Consider the following 17,026-nt stretch of genomic DNA (forward strand, 5'->3'; position numbering starts at 1 on the left):
AAAGCCTTCCGGGGCTTTTTTGTTTGTTTCTTTTCTTGTGGAACGTTTTTGTGATATAATCCCTTTAATCAGCTTTAAGGGGGAAGGGCCATGAAAAAAATCACCATGCGGCAGGTCATGATGACCTTTATCGGTATCTACCTGGGGGCAAGCTTTGTCTCTGGCCAGGAGATCTACCAGTTTTTCGGTGTGTTCGGCGGCTATGGCATTGCAGGTATGGCGGTGGCGGTGTTTGTTTTTTTTATTTTTGGCTGTATGATTATGCGCATTTCCCACCGCACGGGCATCCGGGATTTTGAAAAGCTGGTGGTCCGGGGTTATCATCCGGTTCTGCGCCTGATCTTCGGCGGTTTTACCCTGCTTTTTATGTTCACGGTGGTCATGGTCGTGGTGGCCGGCGCCGGCGCGCTTCTTGAACAACTCTGGGGCTTTCCGGCCTTTGCAGGCAGTGTTTTCATGGGGCTTCTGCTGGCCACGGCAGGAACGACCGGCGCCCGGGGGATGGTCTCAGCCTTTGGCTTTGTGGTTCCCTTTATGGTGGCGGTCGGTCTTTTGGTGGGTGTTCTGTCCTTTTTTAACCTGTCTCTCTCTCCACTGACCACCTCACCTGTATCTGGCAGCAATCCACTGGTTGGCAACTGGCTTATAGCGGCTTTAACCTTTGTCTCTTACAACCTGCTGGTGGCCATTTCTGTACTCACGCCCATCGCGCCCCATGTGGACTCGGATCGTTCAATTACCCGGGGGATATTCTGGGGATCGCTTCTGCTGTTTGTCATTGCCCTGTGCGTGCTGGTGCCCATCGCCCTGCATTTACCGCTGGTCCAGGCCTCCAGCCTGCCCATGCTCACCCTTGCCTCTGCCATTCATCCGGTTTTGGGTATTGTCTATGCCCTGCTGCTGCTCTGTGGCATGTTCGGCTCCGGGCTTTCCTGCCTTTACGCGGTGTCCACCCGCGTGCGCCGGATCGGCCCTGTCCGTGGAAAGGGCCTGCTGATCACCATCATGACCGCCGCCACGCTCGGGAGTATCGCCGGATTTAAAAACCTCATCGCCACCCTCTTTCCCCTGTTTGGATATTTTGGACTGCTGGCTTTGGTGAGCGTGGCCTGGCATTACTTATCCATCGTTCGGAAAAGCCATCCATAGTTTTTAAACAGAAAGTGATTTGACATACAAATAATGCGGAAAAGTCCAAAATTGAAACTTTTCCGCATTATTTGTATCTTAAACGGCTGCGACCGGCATGCGCAGCACGGTTTTCAAGCGCTCTGGCTTTGCCCGGCGCGGGTCGGAGAGGTAGATTTCATGATGCTTTTGTTCCCACCCTGGGCGGCGGGCCAGGCCCTCGGCTTCCATGAAGGCGGCCAGCTCATCAAAAGACCTTCCCTCGTCCGCATAAGGGCCGATGTGCATGATCTGGACGCAGTCTCCCTCGTCAAAACGCTGAAAACGGACCGTCTCAAAATCAAGCTCCGGCTTTTTTTCCCTGCTCTCCAGAAGCACAGCTTCATACAGCTCAGACGTCACAAATTCAGGCTGGCGGATCATGGAGGTCCACTGCCAGTCGTCACGATTATCTGAAACACACCACCACAGGCCCTCCAGGGGCGGCACAACATATTCGAAATAGCCCTCTGGCGGCCTGTCCTTCATCTTCTGCATCTTGATGCCAAAGCTGAGGGCGTACAGGACGCCCACCGCGTTTTGGTAGCACGGGCTTTCCGGCGCGCCGGCGCCATCCACCATTATAAAGGCGATCTCTGGCACAGTAATGCGTCCGGGCTTTTTTCCCGGCATGTATAAATCCTTGTATTCTTTTTTATAATCCATCTTGGCGATTGTCATCTGAGTATCCTCCTGCTTTTTCTTATCTTTAGGATAACATCTCCCGCGCAGGGGAAGGTCAAGGCTTTTTTGATACAATTTTGGTTTCTTACAGGACTTTGTGCTATAATCTTAAAAAGCATTGTCATAAGAAGGAGGCTTTTAAAATGATTTGTCATTCTCAGGATGCTGAGACATCCGGTATTTTAAGCGTAGCCCAGAGCATGTGTGTGGCTGCCCGTACAGCGCCCAAAGCCCGCGGCGTCGACCACATTGATTCCTGTTACCTGACGGACGTGGAAAAGGAGGCGCTGGCAGCTGAAATGGACCGTCTGGGCAAGGCGCAGGATCTGGCCTTTTTTATCCGCGACGCGCAGAATGTGCGCGACAGCGCGGCTGTGGTGCTCATCGGCGCCAGCGCTGGCCAGAGAGGCCTGAACGAGGCCTGCCAGTACTGCGGCCACGAGAACTGTGCTGAGTGCGCCCGTGAAAACGGACTCTGTGCCTTTGACCCCATGGATCTGGGGATTGCCCTTGGCTCTGCCGTGAGCGTGGCCGCATCCGCCCATGTAGACAACCGCATCATGTTTTCTGTGGGGAAGGCGGCCATTTCTCTGGGCTATCTGGACGAAAAAATGACCATGGTGCTGGGGATTCCACTTTCCGCTAAGGGAAAATCACCTTACTTTGACCGGGGTTAGGGATTAATTAAAAATGGAGAATTATAGGAGCAAACTGCTGACGCATTTTGATTTGACGCGGCCTGCGGCCGCGTTTTTTTCGTTTTGGTGATCGCCAAGACGTTCATTCATTTTCCACTCGAATGATCTCAACCTTTATCTCCAGATTTTTCTCAAATTCAGCTTCACCTTAACCTTTTTGCTCTCCCACATACTACGTCATCTTAATATCAAAGACCGCAATCTCCGGCGCCGCGCCGAGGCGTGCCGGGATCTGGGTGCAGCCGATGCCTTTGTTCACATACAACTCCGTGCTGTTTTCCACATCGATGGTATAAAAGCCGCGGATATATTTTTTCCCGAGGTCTGTGGTCACGGTGGGCAGCAGCGGCAGGCGGATCTGCCCGCCGTGGGTGTGGCCGGAGAGAATCAAATCCACCCCGGCTCCCTTCAGCCGGTCCGCCCCGTCGGGCTCGTGCATGAGAATGATTCTGTAATCACCGCCCGCTGTGCCCCGGACCGTCTGCCGGACATCGGGTTCGCCATAGAGCAAGTCATCGACGCCGCCGATGGCCAGGGTCCGTCCCTCTCCGGCCGGGAGGCACACCGCCTCGTTTTCCAGCAGGGTAAAGCCCGCCTGTTCCAGCACCGGCGCGTACCATCTTGCCATCTTGGTGCAGTCGTGATTGCCCCAGACCGCGAATTTACCCATAGGCGCTTCCAGCTCTGCAAGCGGGCCGGCCGCGTCCTCACGCCGGTAATGGATAAAGCGGTCGTACAAGTCGCCGGTGAACACCACCACGTCGGGCGAGAGCCGGTTGACCCTGCGCACCAGACGGGCAACTTTGCGCCTGGGATAAAAGGGGCCGATATGAATATCGGTGAGCTGGACCACCCGTAGCCGCGTCTCGCCGCTGCCCACCACGTGTTTTTTTACCGCCAGGCGGTTCGGCTCCACAAGAATGCTGTAAGCCGCCAGCAGGCCGACCCCGGCCAGGGCGGTCATAATTGTTTTCTTCATCTATGATCAAATCCTTTCAGGTCATCATTTCTTACAGGTAAGGTACAAAAAATGCCGAAAAGTCTTTTTCTGGACTTTTTGGCATTTTTCGTATGTCCCGTGAAGCCTATTGTAACGGACGATGCTTAAATAATTCCCATTTATCTCTGCCGCTCACCATCGGCTCTATCCACATGCCGGGATTCCTCCCGCACAATGTAAACCGGGCGCTCCTTGACCTCCAGATAAGTTTTGGCCAGATATTGTCCCAGAATGCCCACACACAGCAGCTGAATGCCGCCGATGAAGATCACGATACAGGCCATGGAGGGCCAGCCAAAGGCGGAGCCGCCGTAGAGCAGCTGGCGGATGATGATAAACAGAATGGCGATAACGGCCACGCCGCACAGGGCTATTCCGCCGAAGGAGGCCAGCGCCAGAGGCGCCACTGAAAAGGCAGTGATGCCCTCCATCGAGTATTTAAACAGCTTCCAGACCGACCACTTGGTCTCCCCGGCGGCACGTTTGATGTTTTCATACTCCAGCCATTTGGTCTTAAAGCCCACCCAGCCAAAAATGCCCTTTGAGAACCGGTTGTACTCCGTCACGCTGAGGATCGCCTCGACGACCGGCCTGGTCATCATCCTGAAGTCCCGGGCGCCGTCCACGATGTCGGCATTGGATATCCGGCGCATGATCCGGTAGAAACGTCTGGCCAGAAAGGAGCGGATTCTCGGCTCGCCTCTGCGGCTCACCCGCCTGGCCGCTGCGCAGTCGTAGCCCTCTGCGGTGATGGCTAAGTACATTTTGAGCAGATAATCCGGCGGGTCCTGCAGATCAGCGTCCATCAGCGCCACCAGGTCGCCTCTGGCGTGCTTAAGCCCCGCGTAGATGGCGGCCTCCTTGCCGAAATTGCGTGAGAAGGACAGGTAGCGCACCCGGCGGTCACGCCCGGCAAAGTCCCGGAGCACTGCGAGGGTGCTGTCGCCAGAGCCATCGTCCACAAACAGAAGCTCAAAATCCTCCGACGCTGGAAAGGCCGCGGTCGCCTCACAGACGGCCTGATAAAAGGCCGGCAGCACCGCCTCCTCATTATAACAGGGGACCACAATGGTGATTAAACCCATGGCATTCTTCCTTTCCAAGTTACTTTTCATTCATTATAACATGAACAGGCCGGCAAATGGCTTTAATTTGGGTACAAAAAATACAGAAAAGTCCAAAACGCTGACTTTTCTGTATTTTCTGTATCAACTTATTTCAGCAAAACACTTCCGCAGTAGGGGCAGACGCTCCGCCGGCAGCTGACTGGCTCGCCACACACAATACAGACCACTTCCGAGTCTCCAGACTTATCATACTTTTCCGGAATCGCATGGCCGTAATGATGCCGTACCCGGTCACCTTCCTTAAAATAGCCCGTCAGATCAATCTCCTTTACGCCTTTAAAGACATAGATCCGGGTTTTTGCGCCCTTTTGAATCACAAAAGTGTGAAAGCTGTAAAGCCGTTTGGAGTCCGGCGCATCAGGGTCCCGGGCCACATGGCGCTCAACACGCGCCAGCCGGCCGTCAAAGGTTTTATCCTCATCAAAAAAGCTTCCTTTAGCATAGTACCTGTCTCCCTTCTGGGAAAACCCCGGAGATCGTTCTTTTTTCATTTACTGGCACCTCCCATCCTTATTATTCCCTTTCAGTGAATAAGCAGACAGCGGAAAAGGCCTGCTTCCCCGCTGTCATCAGAAAGTCCAAATAAAAAAGCTGTGCAGGGCAGACGCCACCTGTACACAGCTAAAAAGATTCTTCTTCTTAAAAATGCTAACACAAACAAAAGCCTACTTAAATAGTTGGACGAATCCCTTGTTTTTGGAACTCAAATCATCTATAATAAGTAATGCGGTACGTGCCCCAAGAGGCCGTTGTGTACGGTGGGTCTACACCTTGCGCAAGCCTGATTAGTGGTGCGAACACTATTCCGGATGCCGCATTTTCTATTCAGTTTTCTACCCTTTATTATAAACTGCTTTCGCCTTTTGCGCAATCTCTTTATTTAAAATCCTGAATTTTGTACAATCTGAAAATCCCCCGCAGATCCCTTCTACTCCTTACGCCTGCTCTGGAACTTTGCCGACAGGGTCGCTCTCTGCAGCACATGCCCTTCTATGACTGCGAGCAGCTCAGCCCGGTGGCTTTCCGGTGGCAGGCTGATCTCACAGTCCAGTACATAGGCGGTAAAGGTATAGGTATGAACCGACTTAAACGGCGGCTTCGGCCCTTTGTAAACATGCCTGCCATAGGCCATCCCCTGCACCGCTCCGCCCAGGCTGTCCACGATCTTGCCCGCCGGAATACCCTCCGGAATCTCTGCCTGCACGGGCAGATTCCAGATGACCCAGTGATTATAATTTTTAAATAAGGGATGCGACGCGTCGTCCATGGTGATGGCCAGTGACCTGGCCTCTGGCGTGATCCCCTCCAGTGTCAGGGCCGGGGAGCGGTTTTCACCTCTGGCCGAATTTTTTCTGGGAATCCAGCCTCCGGCCTCAAAATCTCTGCTGCTTAATGTCAATACTTCCATCCATATCCTCCAATCATCTTGCTGTCCCCATTATACGCTTTTTTGCTTTTTATTTTCTTTTATAAACCTGAATTCCCTTTTCTTTCCTCTGCTTCTGGGGTACACTAATATTAATCCCAAAGGAGGTCATCATGAAAAAGAAAGCACCCATACCCGATAATTTCACAGAAACATACATTGCTGTAAACGGCATTGAGGAGTATACCCTCCACTACACCGCCGCGCCCGAGCTGCCAGTTCTGCTCTTTGTCCACGGCGGGCCCGGCTCATCCGAGGCTTATTTTGCCTATGTGATGGAGTCGATTTTCTCAGACCTGTGCACTGTGGTCCACTACGACCAGCGCGGCACCGGCAAAACCTTTATGCGCAATCCCGGCGCGGCTCCCGACCTGCACAGCCTCATGACTGACCTGCATGAGACCGTCGAAACGCTTAAAAAACAATATCATAAAGATAAGCTCTATGTTCTGGGACATTCCTGGGGGACTGTGCTTGGCGCCCTCTACGCCCTGGAGCACCCTGAAAACGTAGCGGCCTATATCGGCGTAGGCCAGCTGGTGGACGTGATCGAAAACGAGCAGGCTGGCTACAATGCGCTCAAAGGCGCGGTGATCCGCTCCGGCAACAGCCGTGACATTAAAAAGCTGCGCCGTATCGGCCCATATCCAGAGCGTCCATTCGATGAAGTCATGCTCCAGAAAATGACCAAAGTCAGCGCCCTGAAGCAAAAATACTTTCCGGACGGCAAAACCGGAGCGATCATCAAATCCGCGCTCAAAAGCCCTATTTTTAAACCTTCGGATATCCTCGGCCTGTTCCAGAGCAGTAAAATCAACACCGCGCTGCTCGTCTCAGTGGGCAATTTCACCCTCTATGACTACAGCCATGACTATCAGGTGCCCGTCTACTTTATCTCCGGGGACCGTGACATGACCACCCCGGCCAGCGAAGCAGAGAAATACCTGAAGCGCCTCACCGCACCGGTCAAAAGGGAATTCCGGATCAAAGATGCAGGCCACAGCCCAATGCTTGACAATCCCCGGGCTTTTAAAGAGGCCATGACCGCCATCCTGAAAAATTAAACGGGCACTGGCTTTAGATACAAAAATACCGAAAAGTCCCCGGATGGGATTTTTCGGTATTTTTTGTAGCATCAATCATGTCTGCCTACACCGCGGCGATGACCTTGTTCTTAATGGTCAGCTCACGGCCCAGCACGCGTTTAAATTTTTTACCGCACTCGCTGATGATCATATCCGCAAAGACAGAGTGGGTGGTGGTCAGCACCATCATCTCGACCACATCGTCCTTAATGTCGCAGTCGATATCCTTCACGATGCCGTCCATGCTGCGGTCCAGATACTCAGCGATCTGGAGGAAAAGGCTGAGCTTGTCAATGAGGCGTTTGTCCTCCTCACGCAGCAGCGTCATGTATTCTGCCTCGACCTTGACCTTTTTGTTGGTCCGGTGGTTCAGGGCAATAAAAGCGCTCATGAGCAGTTCCTTTTGCAAAAGGCCCTCGAGCCCGGAGTTCAAAATCAGGTAAAAGCTGTGCTCGTGGTGGTTGCTGTACTGGATTTTGATCCCCACATCGTGGAGCATGGCACTGGTTTTCATCATCCTGGACACATCCTCCTCGATGCCGTGCAAAGACTTCAGCTGTTCAAACAGCTTCACAGACAGCCCGTACACGTGGTAGGCGTGTGGAATATTGACATCGTAGTTGAGCATGGTATTGACCAGGGAGTTATCAAAGATATTGTGGACCAGATCCTCCGGCCCGTTGCCGAAATGCTTGAAAATCAAGCCGTCCCGCAGACCGGCGTCAGAGATGATCAATTCTGGTGAGAAAATGGTCTGCATGACCTTATAAACCGCCTGGCTGGCGCCCACAAAAATATCGGTCCGGCCTTTGGACAGTCCCTTAAGGTTTTTGCGTTCCTCCAGGTTCATCTTCGCAGTCATGTGACAGATTTTAGCGACCTCATCCTCGCACATACGGTAATTATGGGCAATTTCCAAAGGATAGTCGACCACCCGGCGATGGATACGGCCAATATTCCGAATCGTGCCGCCCACACCCAGCACGGGCAGTCCTCTGGCTTTTTCAAACAGCTCAACCCCTGCGAAGGCCTCCTCTAAAAAGGCGTGCAGCTTCTGAAGCTTGCCCGGTGTCGCCACATCCTCCAGCCCAAATTTTTCCGTCAGGTCGATGGAGCCAAAGGGCAGGCTCACTGCGTCCGCCATTTTGCGGTCACGGATCAGGACAAACTCCACGCTGCCGCCGCCGATATCCATGAGCAGCGCGTCGCGGATGTCGATGGTGTTAATGGCGCCCAGATAATCCATGGCGGCCTCGGTCTCACCCGGGATGATCTCAATCTCAATACCGGTTGTTTTTTTGATCAGATCGACAAAAACCTGACCGTTTTTGGCCTTGCGGACTGCCGCGGTGGCCACGGCGATTACCTTGTCCAGCTTGTAGGTATCGCACATATTTTTAAACATCATAAGGGTCTGTTCCCCCAGCGCCATGCGGTCTTCCCGCAGGCAGCCCGTTTCAGACAGCCCCTCGCACAGACGCACATTTACCTTGACATCGTCTATGATGTGAAAATACTCGTTGTTGTGGTATTCCCCCACCACCAGGTGCACACTGTTTGAGCCAATATCAATGACTCCAATACTTTTATCCATTTCTCTCCACCTTCTCTATTTAAGGATTTTCAACAAATTTCAAACCCGCCGCTACTCTGCCTTCAGCCGCAATTTACGCTTCGCTTCCTCAAACTGTCCTTCGGCCTCCTCGCAGAAGTACTGCTGACAGCTTAACAGTTCCTTACCCCGCTTGTCAACCCTCACGTACTCGCCGGTTTCGGTCATCACGCGGGTTTTGATGGTATCGCGCAGGGTGATGTCCAGTATATGCTTCAGCTCGTTTTTCAAATCCAGGTCCTCCACCGGGAACAAAGTCTCAATGCGGCGGTTCAGATTCCGCTGCATCCAGTCTGCGCTGGAAAGATAAAGTTCCTCCTTGCCCTGGTTATAAAAATAGTAGATCCGGCTGTGTTCCAGGAAGGTGCCCACGATACTGTGGACTGTGATATTATCGCTCACTCCTAGTATCCCCGGGATAAGCGAGCACATGCCTCTGACAATGAGTTTGATCTCGACGCCGGCCTGGGAGGCCTCGTACAGCTTTTCCACGATCTGGTCGTCGATCAGAGAATTCATCTTGGCGATAATCCGGCCGCGCACGCCCAGCTTCACGTTCTCGATCTCTCGGTCAATGTGGCGGTTAAAGGCTTCCCGCATGGTGGTGGGCGCTACCTCCAGCTTTTTCCACAGGGTGTAATGGCTGTAGCCGGACAGCACGTTAAACAGGGTGGAGACGTCTGAGCCGTAGCTCTCCTTGGCCGTGAACATGCCGATATCGGTGTAGAGACGGGCGGTCACGTCATTATAATTGCCGGTACCCAGGTGAACGTACCTTCGGATGCCGTCTTCTTCCTTGCGCACCACCAGAATCATCTTGCAGTGGATTTTTAAACCCACCAGGCCGTAAATAACATGACAGCCCGCGCGCTCCAGCTTTTTAGCCCAGACGATGTTGTTGGCCTCGTCGAACCGGGCTTTCAGCTCAACCAGCACTGTGACCTGCTTGCCGTTCTGGGCTGCCTCGATAAGGGCGGCAATGATGGGCGAATCCCCGCTGACGCGGTAAAGGGTCTGCTTGATGGCCAGCACATCCGAGTCCGCGGCTGCCTTTCTTACAAAATCGACCACGGTGTCAAAGGACTGATAGGGATGGTGAAGCAGGCGGTCCTTCTCACGGATCACTTCAAAGATATCCTCCCGCTCGTAAAAATCTCTGGACGGCAATGGCTTGTAGATGGGCTCACGCAGCTCGTCAAATTCCGGCCGCCCCTGGAATTTCATAAAGCAGGTCAAATCCAGCTGTCCCTTGAGCTCATAGACGTCCTCCTCTGAGATTTCCAGCTCCTCGATGAGCTTCCGCTTGGCCTTTTTGCTCATGGCCTTAGTGATCTCCAGCTTGATGCAGGCACCCCATTTGCGCTGCTGGATGGACTTTTCAATCTCGATCAGCAGATCCTCTGCTTCGTCCTCGTCAATGGCAAGGTCCCCGTTTCGGGTGATCCGGAACTCGGAGACATGCTTGACGTCATAGCCGGTAAAAAGCTGCCCGGCGTTGTGGATAATAATGTTCTCGATGAAAACATAGCGGTAGGGCGCGTCGCGGTCTGCCCTCGGCAAAGCGATGATGCGGTCCAGTACCTTTGGAATTTCCAAAATCGCCATGTATTCCTCATCTTCTTTGCCGTCCTTCTTCTTTTTCTTTTTGTCCTCCTGAGTATCCAGAAGCTGGACGCAGAGATAAACCTGGTTGTTCTTGACCAGCGGAAAGGGGCGGCTGTTGTCAATGGCCTGGGGCGTGAGCACTGGGTAACAGGTTTCCAGGAAATAGTCGTCCACATATTCCCGTTCCTCGGGGGTCAGCTCGTCATACTCCACAAAAAAGATATGATTCTGATTTAACTCTGGCACCAGGGATTTCAGCAGGCAGTTATACTGTCTTTTCATCATCTCCTGGGTAATAGTGTTGATCTCTGCCAGCTGCTCAGTAGGCGTTTTGCCGTCCAGCCCCTTCTTGTTGTAGCCCACATTCACCTGGTCCATGAGGCCGGCGATACGCACCATAAAGAACTCATCCAGATTGGAGGCTGTGATGGCCAGAAATTTCATCCGGTCCATGATCATGTTGGTCTTATCATAGGCTTCCTCCAGCACCCGGTAATTAAAATCCAGCCAGCTCTTCTCTCGGTTGATGTATAAATTTTCTTTCATATTTTTTCCCTCTTGATTTTAAGTACAGGCTTCAGGCCAAAGACCTTGCGCATGGCCAGCTTGCTCCCGTTGAAGAAATAGCTTTCCAGCTGTACGTTCTTGCTTGTGACCGCGGTGATAATAAATTCCCGCTCCTCGATCCGGCACTGTATTTTACTGATCTTCTGCTTGTGGCTTTTATCTAAGGCTGTGGCCAGCTTCAAAATGGCGGTGAGGCAGGAAATGGCCAGCTGTTCCTCGGCCGGCATGGCTTTGTCCAGCAGGGATTCGTCAAAGGGAATGGTCCGGACACAGTCCGCCACTGTCCCGATGATCTTGCGCTCCCGCTCGCTCACCCCGATAATGTCCGCGTTCTCAATGATCATGCGGTTCATGGGCTTACTGTTCTGCCCGCCCACATAACGCCCCACGTCCAGCAGTTCGGCGGTAAGCCTGAGCAGGCGGCGCTCTTTCTTATCCAGCTGGTAACGCTTTTTCAGGAAATCAAAAAGCTTCAGCGCCAGCTTTTCAACCGTCTCGGCATGTTTGCCGTCCACGTGGTATTTTTTTCCCAGCATCCGGGCAGAGCTGTAGCTGCTCTCCTCGATCCATTCCCGCAGGCGCTGGTCCTTGGTCAGGTTGAATTTGAAATCGACCATGGCGTCACAGAGACTCAGTTGTACCAGGACGATCTCGTCCATTTTGGTATCATCCAGCAGTTTCAGGTAAAACATCAGGGTATGCCGCATGGTCTCGGCCTCGAACAGGTTAAGCTCAGGGTATTTTCTTTGAAGCTGTCTGGAGGTCAGCCCTTTAAGACTTTCGTGCAGCTCCACAAAGCGCTCCCGGCTGATCCGGTAATAAGCGTTCCCGGCTTCCATGCCGCAGAAACGGGCGATGATCTCGGCATCGTGGGAGGTGACCACCAGATTTTTGATCTTCCGCTTGTGGATATTGTCCGTCACGGCATGAAGGTTGATGGCAAAAAAATCTGAGAGGAGGTTTTCAAAGTTTTCGGTTTCCTCCTCGATGGCGCGCAACACCTCGCGGATCTTCAGGTAGCCCATCTCCAGCGTCTGATAGTAGTCGATGAGGCCGCCGTTCATGAGGGCGAGGGCGATATTTCCGCTGGAAATGGAGCAGAGCATGGTCTCCTCCTGCACTCTTTCCTCAGTTAGAAAATCTTCGCATTTGAGCAGCATATAACGGTAGATCAGCTCAATCTCGTCTTCCTTTTCCAGCAGATGCACCCGGTAGCCGCCAGTGTAAGTTCTTATCTGCTCCAGCAGGTAGATGCGGTTTTCTGCCTCGCGCAGGGCAGCAGTGGCTACGATTTCAATCTCTTCGACAGCTGAAGCCCTGGCGATCTCAATATATTCACCGATAATCCGGCACAGGGCATACACCGAGCTGAAGGATATTTTACCGCTTGCAAAGCTCTGCTCACCAAAGTCAATGGGGTAAACCGCGCGGTCTAAAATATTGATGGCTCCTTTCCCGCGCTGGCCTACCACCAGCTCACATTTGCTGGAACCGATATAAATCGCTGCAAATCGTTTAATCAAGGAGGTTTCACCTCTTTCGTTTTTTTAATATTATAGCATAAGAAGCTTTTTCGAATGTTAAATCTTTGAAAAAATTTCTTTTTTCGCTTCGCCGGTTATGATAGAATTGATGGAGCAAACGCTTTAACGCATTCTCGTAAAGGAGGACATGTCTGTGCTCGGTACCATCATCAATGTGGCCGCCATCTTAGTGGGCGGTTTTTTAGGACTTCTTTTCAGAAAGGGACTGCCTGAGCGCGTCAGCACCACCATCACCCACGGGCTCAGCCTTGGTATCATGGTGCTGGGGATTTCCATGGGCGTTCAGACACAGAATTTTCTAATCGTTTTGATCTCACTGGCCCTCGGGGCAGTGATCGGCGAAGCTTTAAATATCGAGGGCCGCCTCAACGGTCTTGGCGGCCGACTTGAACGAAAATTTGGGAGCGGCGAAAACAGCAGCTTTGCCCAGGGTTTTGTCACCGCGTCACTTCTGTATTGCACCGGCTCCATGGCCATCATGGGCGCTATTGAGGGCGGGATTTCAGGCACCTATACCATTCTGGTAACCAAAGCGCTTTTAGACGGTATTTTCGCCATTATCTTTGCCTCCACCATGGGGGTCGGCGTTCTCTTTGCCGCTGTGCCTGTCCTGCTTTACCAGGGCGCTATCACCCTGGCCGCAGGCACAATCAAAGTCTTTTTAACTGAGCCGATGATCACAGAGATGAACGCCGTCGGCGGCGTGCTCATCATGGGCATTGGCATCAATTTGCTGGAGATTAAATCCCTGAGACTCGGCAATCTGATCCCCGCTATCTTTATACCCATTTTGCTGCTCTGGCTCATGGGCTGCTTTGGATTTTCTTTATAAAGTAAAAAAACAAAACGGACAGGTCAAATAAGGGGGATGCCTGTCCGCTTTGCGCTTTAGAACTATTTATATGAGGGATGAGGAGTCTCGCTAAGAACTTCTCCTGAGTTTTCACCATTTGTTATTTTCTGTTTGTGTCACAGCAGAACCCGCAGGGGGCCCCGACACTGTGTTTATTTTCTTTACCAAATACAAACATTATGCTTACCTCCTAATGTCATTAGTAAATCAGCTGTTTTTACTCAACTGATTCCTGTAATTCTGAGTATAATTTTCTTAATGGATTATAGTACATCATTTTGTGTACCTCCCTTTTTTCAAAATTTCGTTATCTCATAGCCTGCCTGTTATTTTGCAGATTTTTCTGCCTGTTCAATTTCTTCTAATAATTTACGGATTGGATTGTAATACATCATTATACTTACCTCTTTCCTGATCAATTTATTTTATATAAAGCGAATCACTCGCCGATTTAGCTTCATTATCTGGATACTTTTTCTAATAATTTACGGATTGGGTTGTAATACATCATTTCGCTTACCTCCTTTTTAATTTATCGTATTTTTTGTATGCTGTTTACTTGGAAGCTTTTGCTCCGAATTCTAATTTTTCTAGTAATAATTTCATTGGATTATAGTACATCATTGTGTTTACCTCTTTCTTCAATTTTTATTTTATTATATCAATCTAACAAGTTACCAAATACGGATCATTTTGATTCTTCTACAACTTTTTTAAGTTTCAGCAACGCTGCTCTTCTTGGATTGTAGTACATCATTGTTATGACCTTCTTTCCTGTTTGTCTTGGGTGTTTCCCTTAACTTGGTTATAATTCTAGACCCTAGAGCATACTCTAGGTCAATACCCTTTCACGGTTTTATTTTTATTTTTAAAAACCCGTAAAACCCTTACAGGTTGTGGTAAATTTAACCAAATCCTGACAGGTCGTTTACATCAGCTAAATACAGTGCTTTCTGATGTTCTAATTCCCAAACAATATTTCGTCGTACTAATTTAGAACGATTCTTTTTTATCTAAGAAATTTTTAAGATTTCAGATTGTATTTACGAAAGAACATTTTTTTAAACGAAATCAATAGAGTCTGCTCTAGGTTTTTCGAAGGAAATGATTGACTTTCATTCCTTTTTGGGGTATACCTAATAGAGAGAAAACAGCTGTTTTATGGAAAGGAGAGGCGTTTATGAACATTTACACGATCAAAGAAGTGTCTGAAAAGACCGGGCTCAGCATCTATACCCTCCGCTATTACGATAAGGAAGGCCTGCTCCCCTTTGTGGAGCGCAGCGAGACCGGCATCCGCCAGTTTACTGACGCCGACCTGGAATGGCTGTCGACGATCTGCTGCCTGAAGGATACCGGCATGCCGCTGAAAGAAATAAAGGAATACATCGATCTGTTTCTGGAAGGCACCTCCACCCTTGAGACAAGGCGCCAGATCTTTATCGACCACCGGGTCCGCCTGCTTAAAAAGATCGAAGAGCTGGAAAAAAACCTGGAGATGGTTGAACACCGCATCCAGTTTTACGACGAAGCCTGCGCTATCTACGAAGCGCGCCAGCGTGAAAACGAGGCGGACAAAAAAGAAAAGGGCGAGCGCCCCGAGATAGAGGCCGCCAAAAAAATAAAAAATGCCGGATAACCGGCAAAATCAGTAAGCTTAATCATCGTTATTGAGATTATCGGGCTCTCCAAACAGAGCCCTTTTTCTTTTCCTGCATTCTTTGTATCTACTTAGCCACAGGTTTAAACGCGTCCTTATCCACACCACAGGTGGGACAAAACCAGCCATCCGGCAGATTTTCGAACGGGGTACCCGGAGCAACGCCGTTTTCCGGATCACCTAATTCCGGATCATAGACATACTCGCAAATTTCACATTCATACTTCTGCATGATCGTGCCTCCTTGACGGTCCCTCTTATTTTAACAACCGGTTAACATCCTTAACCTATTATTATATTAATAAGAAAGAAAATTTTAAATTCACTTACCCTATCATAATAAAATACAAAGGATTTTGCAAGCACTTTCTATAAATGCAAGGAGTTTTCTTAATCGTACAGATATTCCTTAATACAGGAGGCCCCCACCAGGCCCGCGTCGTTCTCAAGCGTCGCCAGAACAATCTCGGGCTTCACCAGACGCTTATAGGTGATCTTTTCCGCTGTGGCATTCTGCACCGCCTCCAGCAGAAAAGCGCCCGCGTGGGCTACTCCGCCGCCCAGAACGCAGACCTCAGGGTCCAGAACATCCACAAGGTTGGAAATAGCGATGGCCAGGTGCTCCACCATCGACTCAAAGCATTCAAGGCCTACTGCATCGCCGTTTCTGGCCGCATTGATGACCATCTCAGCGTTGACCGCTTCCGGATCGCCCCCGGCCATGGACAGAATCACCGTTTCGCGGCCTTCCTCAATACGCTTTCTCGCCAGCCAGATCACTCCCGTCGCTGAGGAATAAGTCTCCAGGCAGCCCATTTTGCCACAGTTACATTGATAGTGGCCGTCTCCCACAATCATATGACCAAATTCCGAGGCGACGCCGTGCACCCCCGTAATGATCTTTCCGCCGACGATCACGCTGCCGCCTACCCCGGTGCCCAGCGTAAACATCACCGCATCACTGCAGCCTCTGCTGCTGCCGTACCGGTTCTCGGCAATACCTGCCACAGTGGCGTCGTTGGCCATATAAACCGGAAGACCCAGTTTTTCCTCCAAATCACGTTTTAAGGGCCTGTTTTCCCAATAAAGGTTAGGACAGGACACAACCGTTTTTCCGTTCGCTGAGACGATTCCAGGCACGCCGATACCGATGCTGTCAACAGAGTATTCCGCAGCGTCTGCCTTTACCTGCTCCACCAGCGCTGCAATCTTTCCTGTCACGGCCTCATAGCCCTCCCTGGCCTTTGTGGGCTGCTTTTTTTTGATTAACACCCTGCCGCCCTCGCCGATCAGCCCGGCTACCAGGTTAGTACCGCCTACATCGATCCCGATATTCATGTTATTTATCCTCCGTTCGTCATTTTCTCTATTATAGCATTTTATACCCTTAAGTTCATCACGCTTTACATTCTCGGGTTTCTGCGATATAATAACTTCCGCAATTCATTTATCTTAATGCAACCGGAGGACCTCATGAAGAATCAACTGAATACGAAAACCCTTGTTTTTACCGCATTGCTCATCGCCCTGTCTTATCTGGGCTCCCTTGTAAAAATATTCGGAAGCGTCGCGCTGGACGCCCTTCCAGCGTACTTTGGCGCGCTGATGCTCGGCGGACCTGTCGGCGCGCTGATCGGCGCGGTAGGACACCTTTTCTCCGCAGCCCTGTCCGGCTTTCCTATGGGCCTGCCAATGCACATTCTGGTAGCTGCCTGCATGGCCGGTGCCTGCTACGCCTATGCCTGGATTAATAAAAAGACCAACCTGATCGTGGCTTCTGTCATCGCCATTCTAATCAACGGTGTGGTCATGACCTTCCTGTCTGGCGTTCTGGCTGTGATCCTGGGCATCTCGCCCTCTGTCATGGGCTTTGTCATTCCCATGCTGGCGCCGCTGCTCATCGCCTCCACAGTCAACGTAGTCATTGCGGCTCTGCTGTATCTGGCCTTTAAAAAAGCCCTCAAAGGAAAATTTGAGCAATCCTAAAAACCCGCAGAC

The 17,026-nt window shown here is 51.0% G+C and carries 16 protein-coding genes; 6 read left to right on the plus strand and 10 right to left on the minus strand.

Features of this window, described 5'->3' with window-relative positions; all coding sequences use genetic code 11:
- Nucleotides 1-90: 90 nt before the first annotated feature.
- Complete coding sequence (locus tag DW091_RS14915) at nucleotides 91-1,149, plus strand: hypothetical protein (RefSeq protein ID WP_118518551.1); 1,059 nt, start codon at nucleotides 91-93, stop codon at nucleotides 1,147-1,149.
- Between the two features lie 78 nt (nucleotides 1,150-1,227).
- Here the strand turns inward: DW091_RS14915 and DW091_RS14920 are convergent, their stop codons facing one another.
- Entirely contained in the window at nucleotides 1,228-1,848 is a 621-nt protein-coding gene (locus tag DW091_RS14920; RefSeq protein WP_118518552.1) for a GyrI-like domain-containing protein, read from the minus strand.
- Nucleotides 1,849-1,994: 146 nt separating this feature from the next.
- Between DW091_RS14920 and DW091_RS14925 the strand changes: the two genes are divergently transcribed.
- Complete coding sequence (locus DW091_RS14925) at nucleotides 1,995-2,528, plus strand: DUF2148 domain-containing protein (protein WP_058696079.1); 534 nt, start codon at nucleotides 1,995-1,997, stop codon at nucleotides 2,526-2,528.
- A 193-nt stretch (nucleotides 2,529-2,721) separates the two neighbouring features.
- Here the strand turns inward: DW091_RS14925 and DW091_RS14930 are convergent, their stop codons facing one another.
- From DW091_RS14930 to DW091_RS14945, 4 genes are all read right to left on the minus strand, one after another.
- Entirely contained in the window at nucleotides 2,722-3,402 is a 681-nt protein-coding gene (locus DW091_RS14930) for a metallophosphoesterase (protein WP_207665244.1), read from the minus strand.
- Nucleotides 3,403-3,668: 266 nt separating this feature from the next.
- Nucleotides 3,669-4,634 (minus strand): glycosyltransferase family 2 protein, encoded by a 966-nt coding sequence (locus tag DW091_RS14935; protein WP_118518554.1) that lies wholly within the window; start codon nucleotides 4,632-4,634, stop codon nucleotides 3,669-3,671.
- A gap of 128 nt (nucleotides 4,635-4,762) precedes the next feature.
- Nucleotides 4,763-5,167 carry a hypothetical protein gene (locus tag DW091_RS14940; RefSeq protein ID WP_118518555.1) on the minus strand — a complete coding sequence of 135 codons (405 nt, stop codon included), beginning with the start codon at nucleotides 5,165-5,167 and terminating at the stop codon, nucleotides 4,763-4,765.
- A 437-nt stretch (nucleotides 5,168-5,604) separates the two neighbouring features.
- The gene (locus DW091_RS14945) at nucleotides 5,605-6,084 is read right to left on the minus strand and encodes a YbhB/YbcL family Raf kinase inhibitor-like protein (RefSeq protein WP_058696083.1); all 480 of its coding nucleotides are present in this window, start codon (nucleotides 6,082-6,084) and stop codon (nucleotides 5,605-5,607) included.
- Between the two features lie 131 nt (nucleotides 6,085-6,215).
- On the opposite strand from DW091_RS14945, the gene DW091_RS14950 reads away from it, so the two are divergent.
- On the plus strand, nucleotides 6,216-7,166 hold the full coding sequence (locus DW091_RS14950) for an alpha/beta hydrolase (protein ID WP_096919076.1): 951 nt from the start codon (nucleotides 6,216-6,218) through the stop codon (nucleotides 7,164-7,166).
- A gap of 85 nt (nucleotides 7,167-7,251) precedes the next feature.
- Here the strand turns inward: DW091_RS14950 and DW091_RS14955 are convergent, their stop codons facing one another.
- The 3 genes from DW091_RS14955 to DW091_RS14965 are packed head-to-tail and all read right to left on the minus strand — an operon-like array spanning nucleotide 7,252 to nucleotide 12,494.
- A complete protein-coding gene (locus tag DW091_RS14955) occupies nucleotides 7,252-8,781 on the minus strand; it encodes a Ppx/GppA phosphatase family protein (RefSeq protein WP_096919075.1) in 1,530 nt (509 codons plus the stop codon).
- A gap of 51 nt (nucleotides 8,782-8,832) precedes the next feature.
- Nucleotides 8,833-10,950, minus strand: a complete 2,118-nt coding sequence (locus DW091_RS14960) for an RNA degradosome polyphosphate kinase (RefSeq protein ID WP_118518556.1) — start codon at nucleotides 10,948-10,950, stop codon at nucleotides 8,833-8,835.
- Complete coding sequence (locus tag DW091_RS14965; RefSeq protein ID WP_118518557.1) at nucleotides 10,947-12,494, minus strand: exopolyphosphatase; 1,548 nt, start codon at nucleotides 12,492-12,494, stop codon at nucleotides 10,947-10,949. The genes DW091_RS14960 and DW091_RS14965 overlap by 4 nt, the downstream gene beginning before the upstream one ends.
- A gap of 148 nt (nucleotides 12,495-12,642) precedes the next feature.
- Between DW091_RS14965 and DW091_RS14970 the strand changes: the two genes are divergently transcribed.
- Together DW091_RS14970 and DW091_RS14975 are read left to right on the plus strand one after the other, a co-directional pair.
- A complete protein-coding gene (locus DW091_RS14970) occupies nucleotides 12,643-13,347 on the plus strand; it encodes a DUF554 domain-containing protein (protein WP_199678177.1) in 705 nt (234 codons plus the stop codon).
- A 1,201-nt stretch (nucleotides 13,348-14,548) separates the two neighbouring features.
- The gene (locus DW091_RS14975) at nucleotides 14,549-15,007 is read left to right on the plus strand and encodes a MerR family transcriptional regulator (RefSeq protein WP_074617902.1); all 459 of its coding nucleotides are present in this window, start codon (nucleotides 14,549-14,551) and stop codon (nucleotides 15,005-15,007) included.
- An 88-nt stretch (nucleotides 15,008-15,095) separates the two neighbouring features.
- Here DW091_RS14975 and rd read toward each other — a convergent pair whose 3' ends face one another.
- Nucleotides 15,096-15,260 (minus strand): rubredoxin, encoded by a 165-nt coding sequence (gene rd, locus DW091_RS14980; protein WP_058696088.1) that lies wholly within the window; start codon nucleotides 15,258-15,260, stop codon nucleotides 15,096-15,098.
- A 158-nt stretch (nucleotides 15,261-15,418) separates the two neighbouring features.
- Nucleotides 15,419-16,366: an ROK family protein gene (locus DW091_RS14985; RefSeq protein WP_096919074.1), complete on the minus strand. Its 948-nt coding sequence runs from the start codon at nucleotides 16,364-16,366 to the stop codon at nucleotides 15,419-15,421.
- Between the two features lie 135 nt (nucleotides 16,367-16,501).
- On the opposite strand from DW091_RS14985, the gene DW091_RS14990 reads away from it, so the two are divergent.
- Nucleotides 16,502-17,014 (plus strand): ECF transporter S component, encoded by a 513-nt coding sequence (locus DW091_RS14990; RefSeq protein WP_058696090.1) that lies wholly within the window; start codon nucleotides 16,502-16,504, stop codon nucleotides 17,012-17,014.
- The last annotated feature ends 12 nt before the right edge of the window (nucleotides 17,015-17,026 follow it).

It is taken from the genome of Eubacterium sp. AM05-23, assembly GCF_003477535.1.
In the GTDB taxonomy this organism is placed as follows: domain Bacteria; phylum Bacillota; class Clostridia; order Eubacteriales; family Eubacteriaceae; genus Eubacterium; species Eubacterium maltosivorans.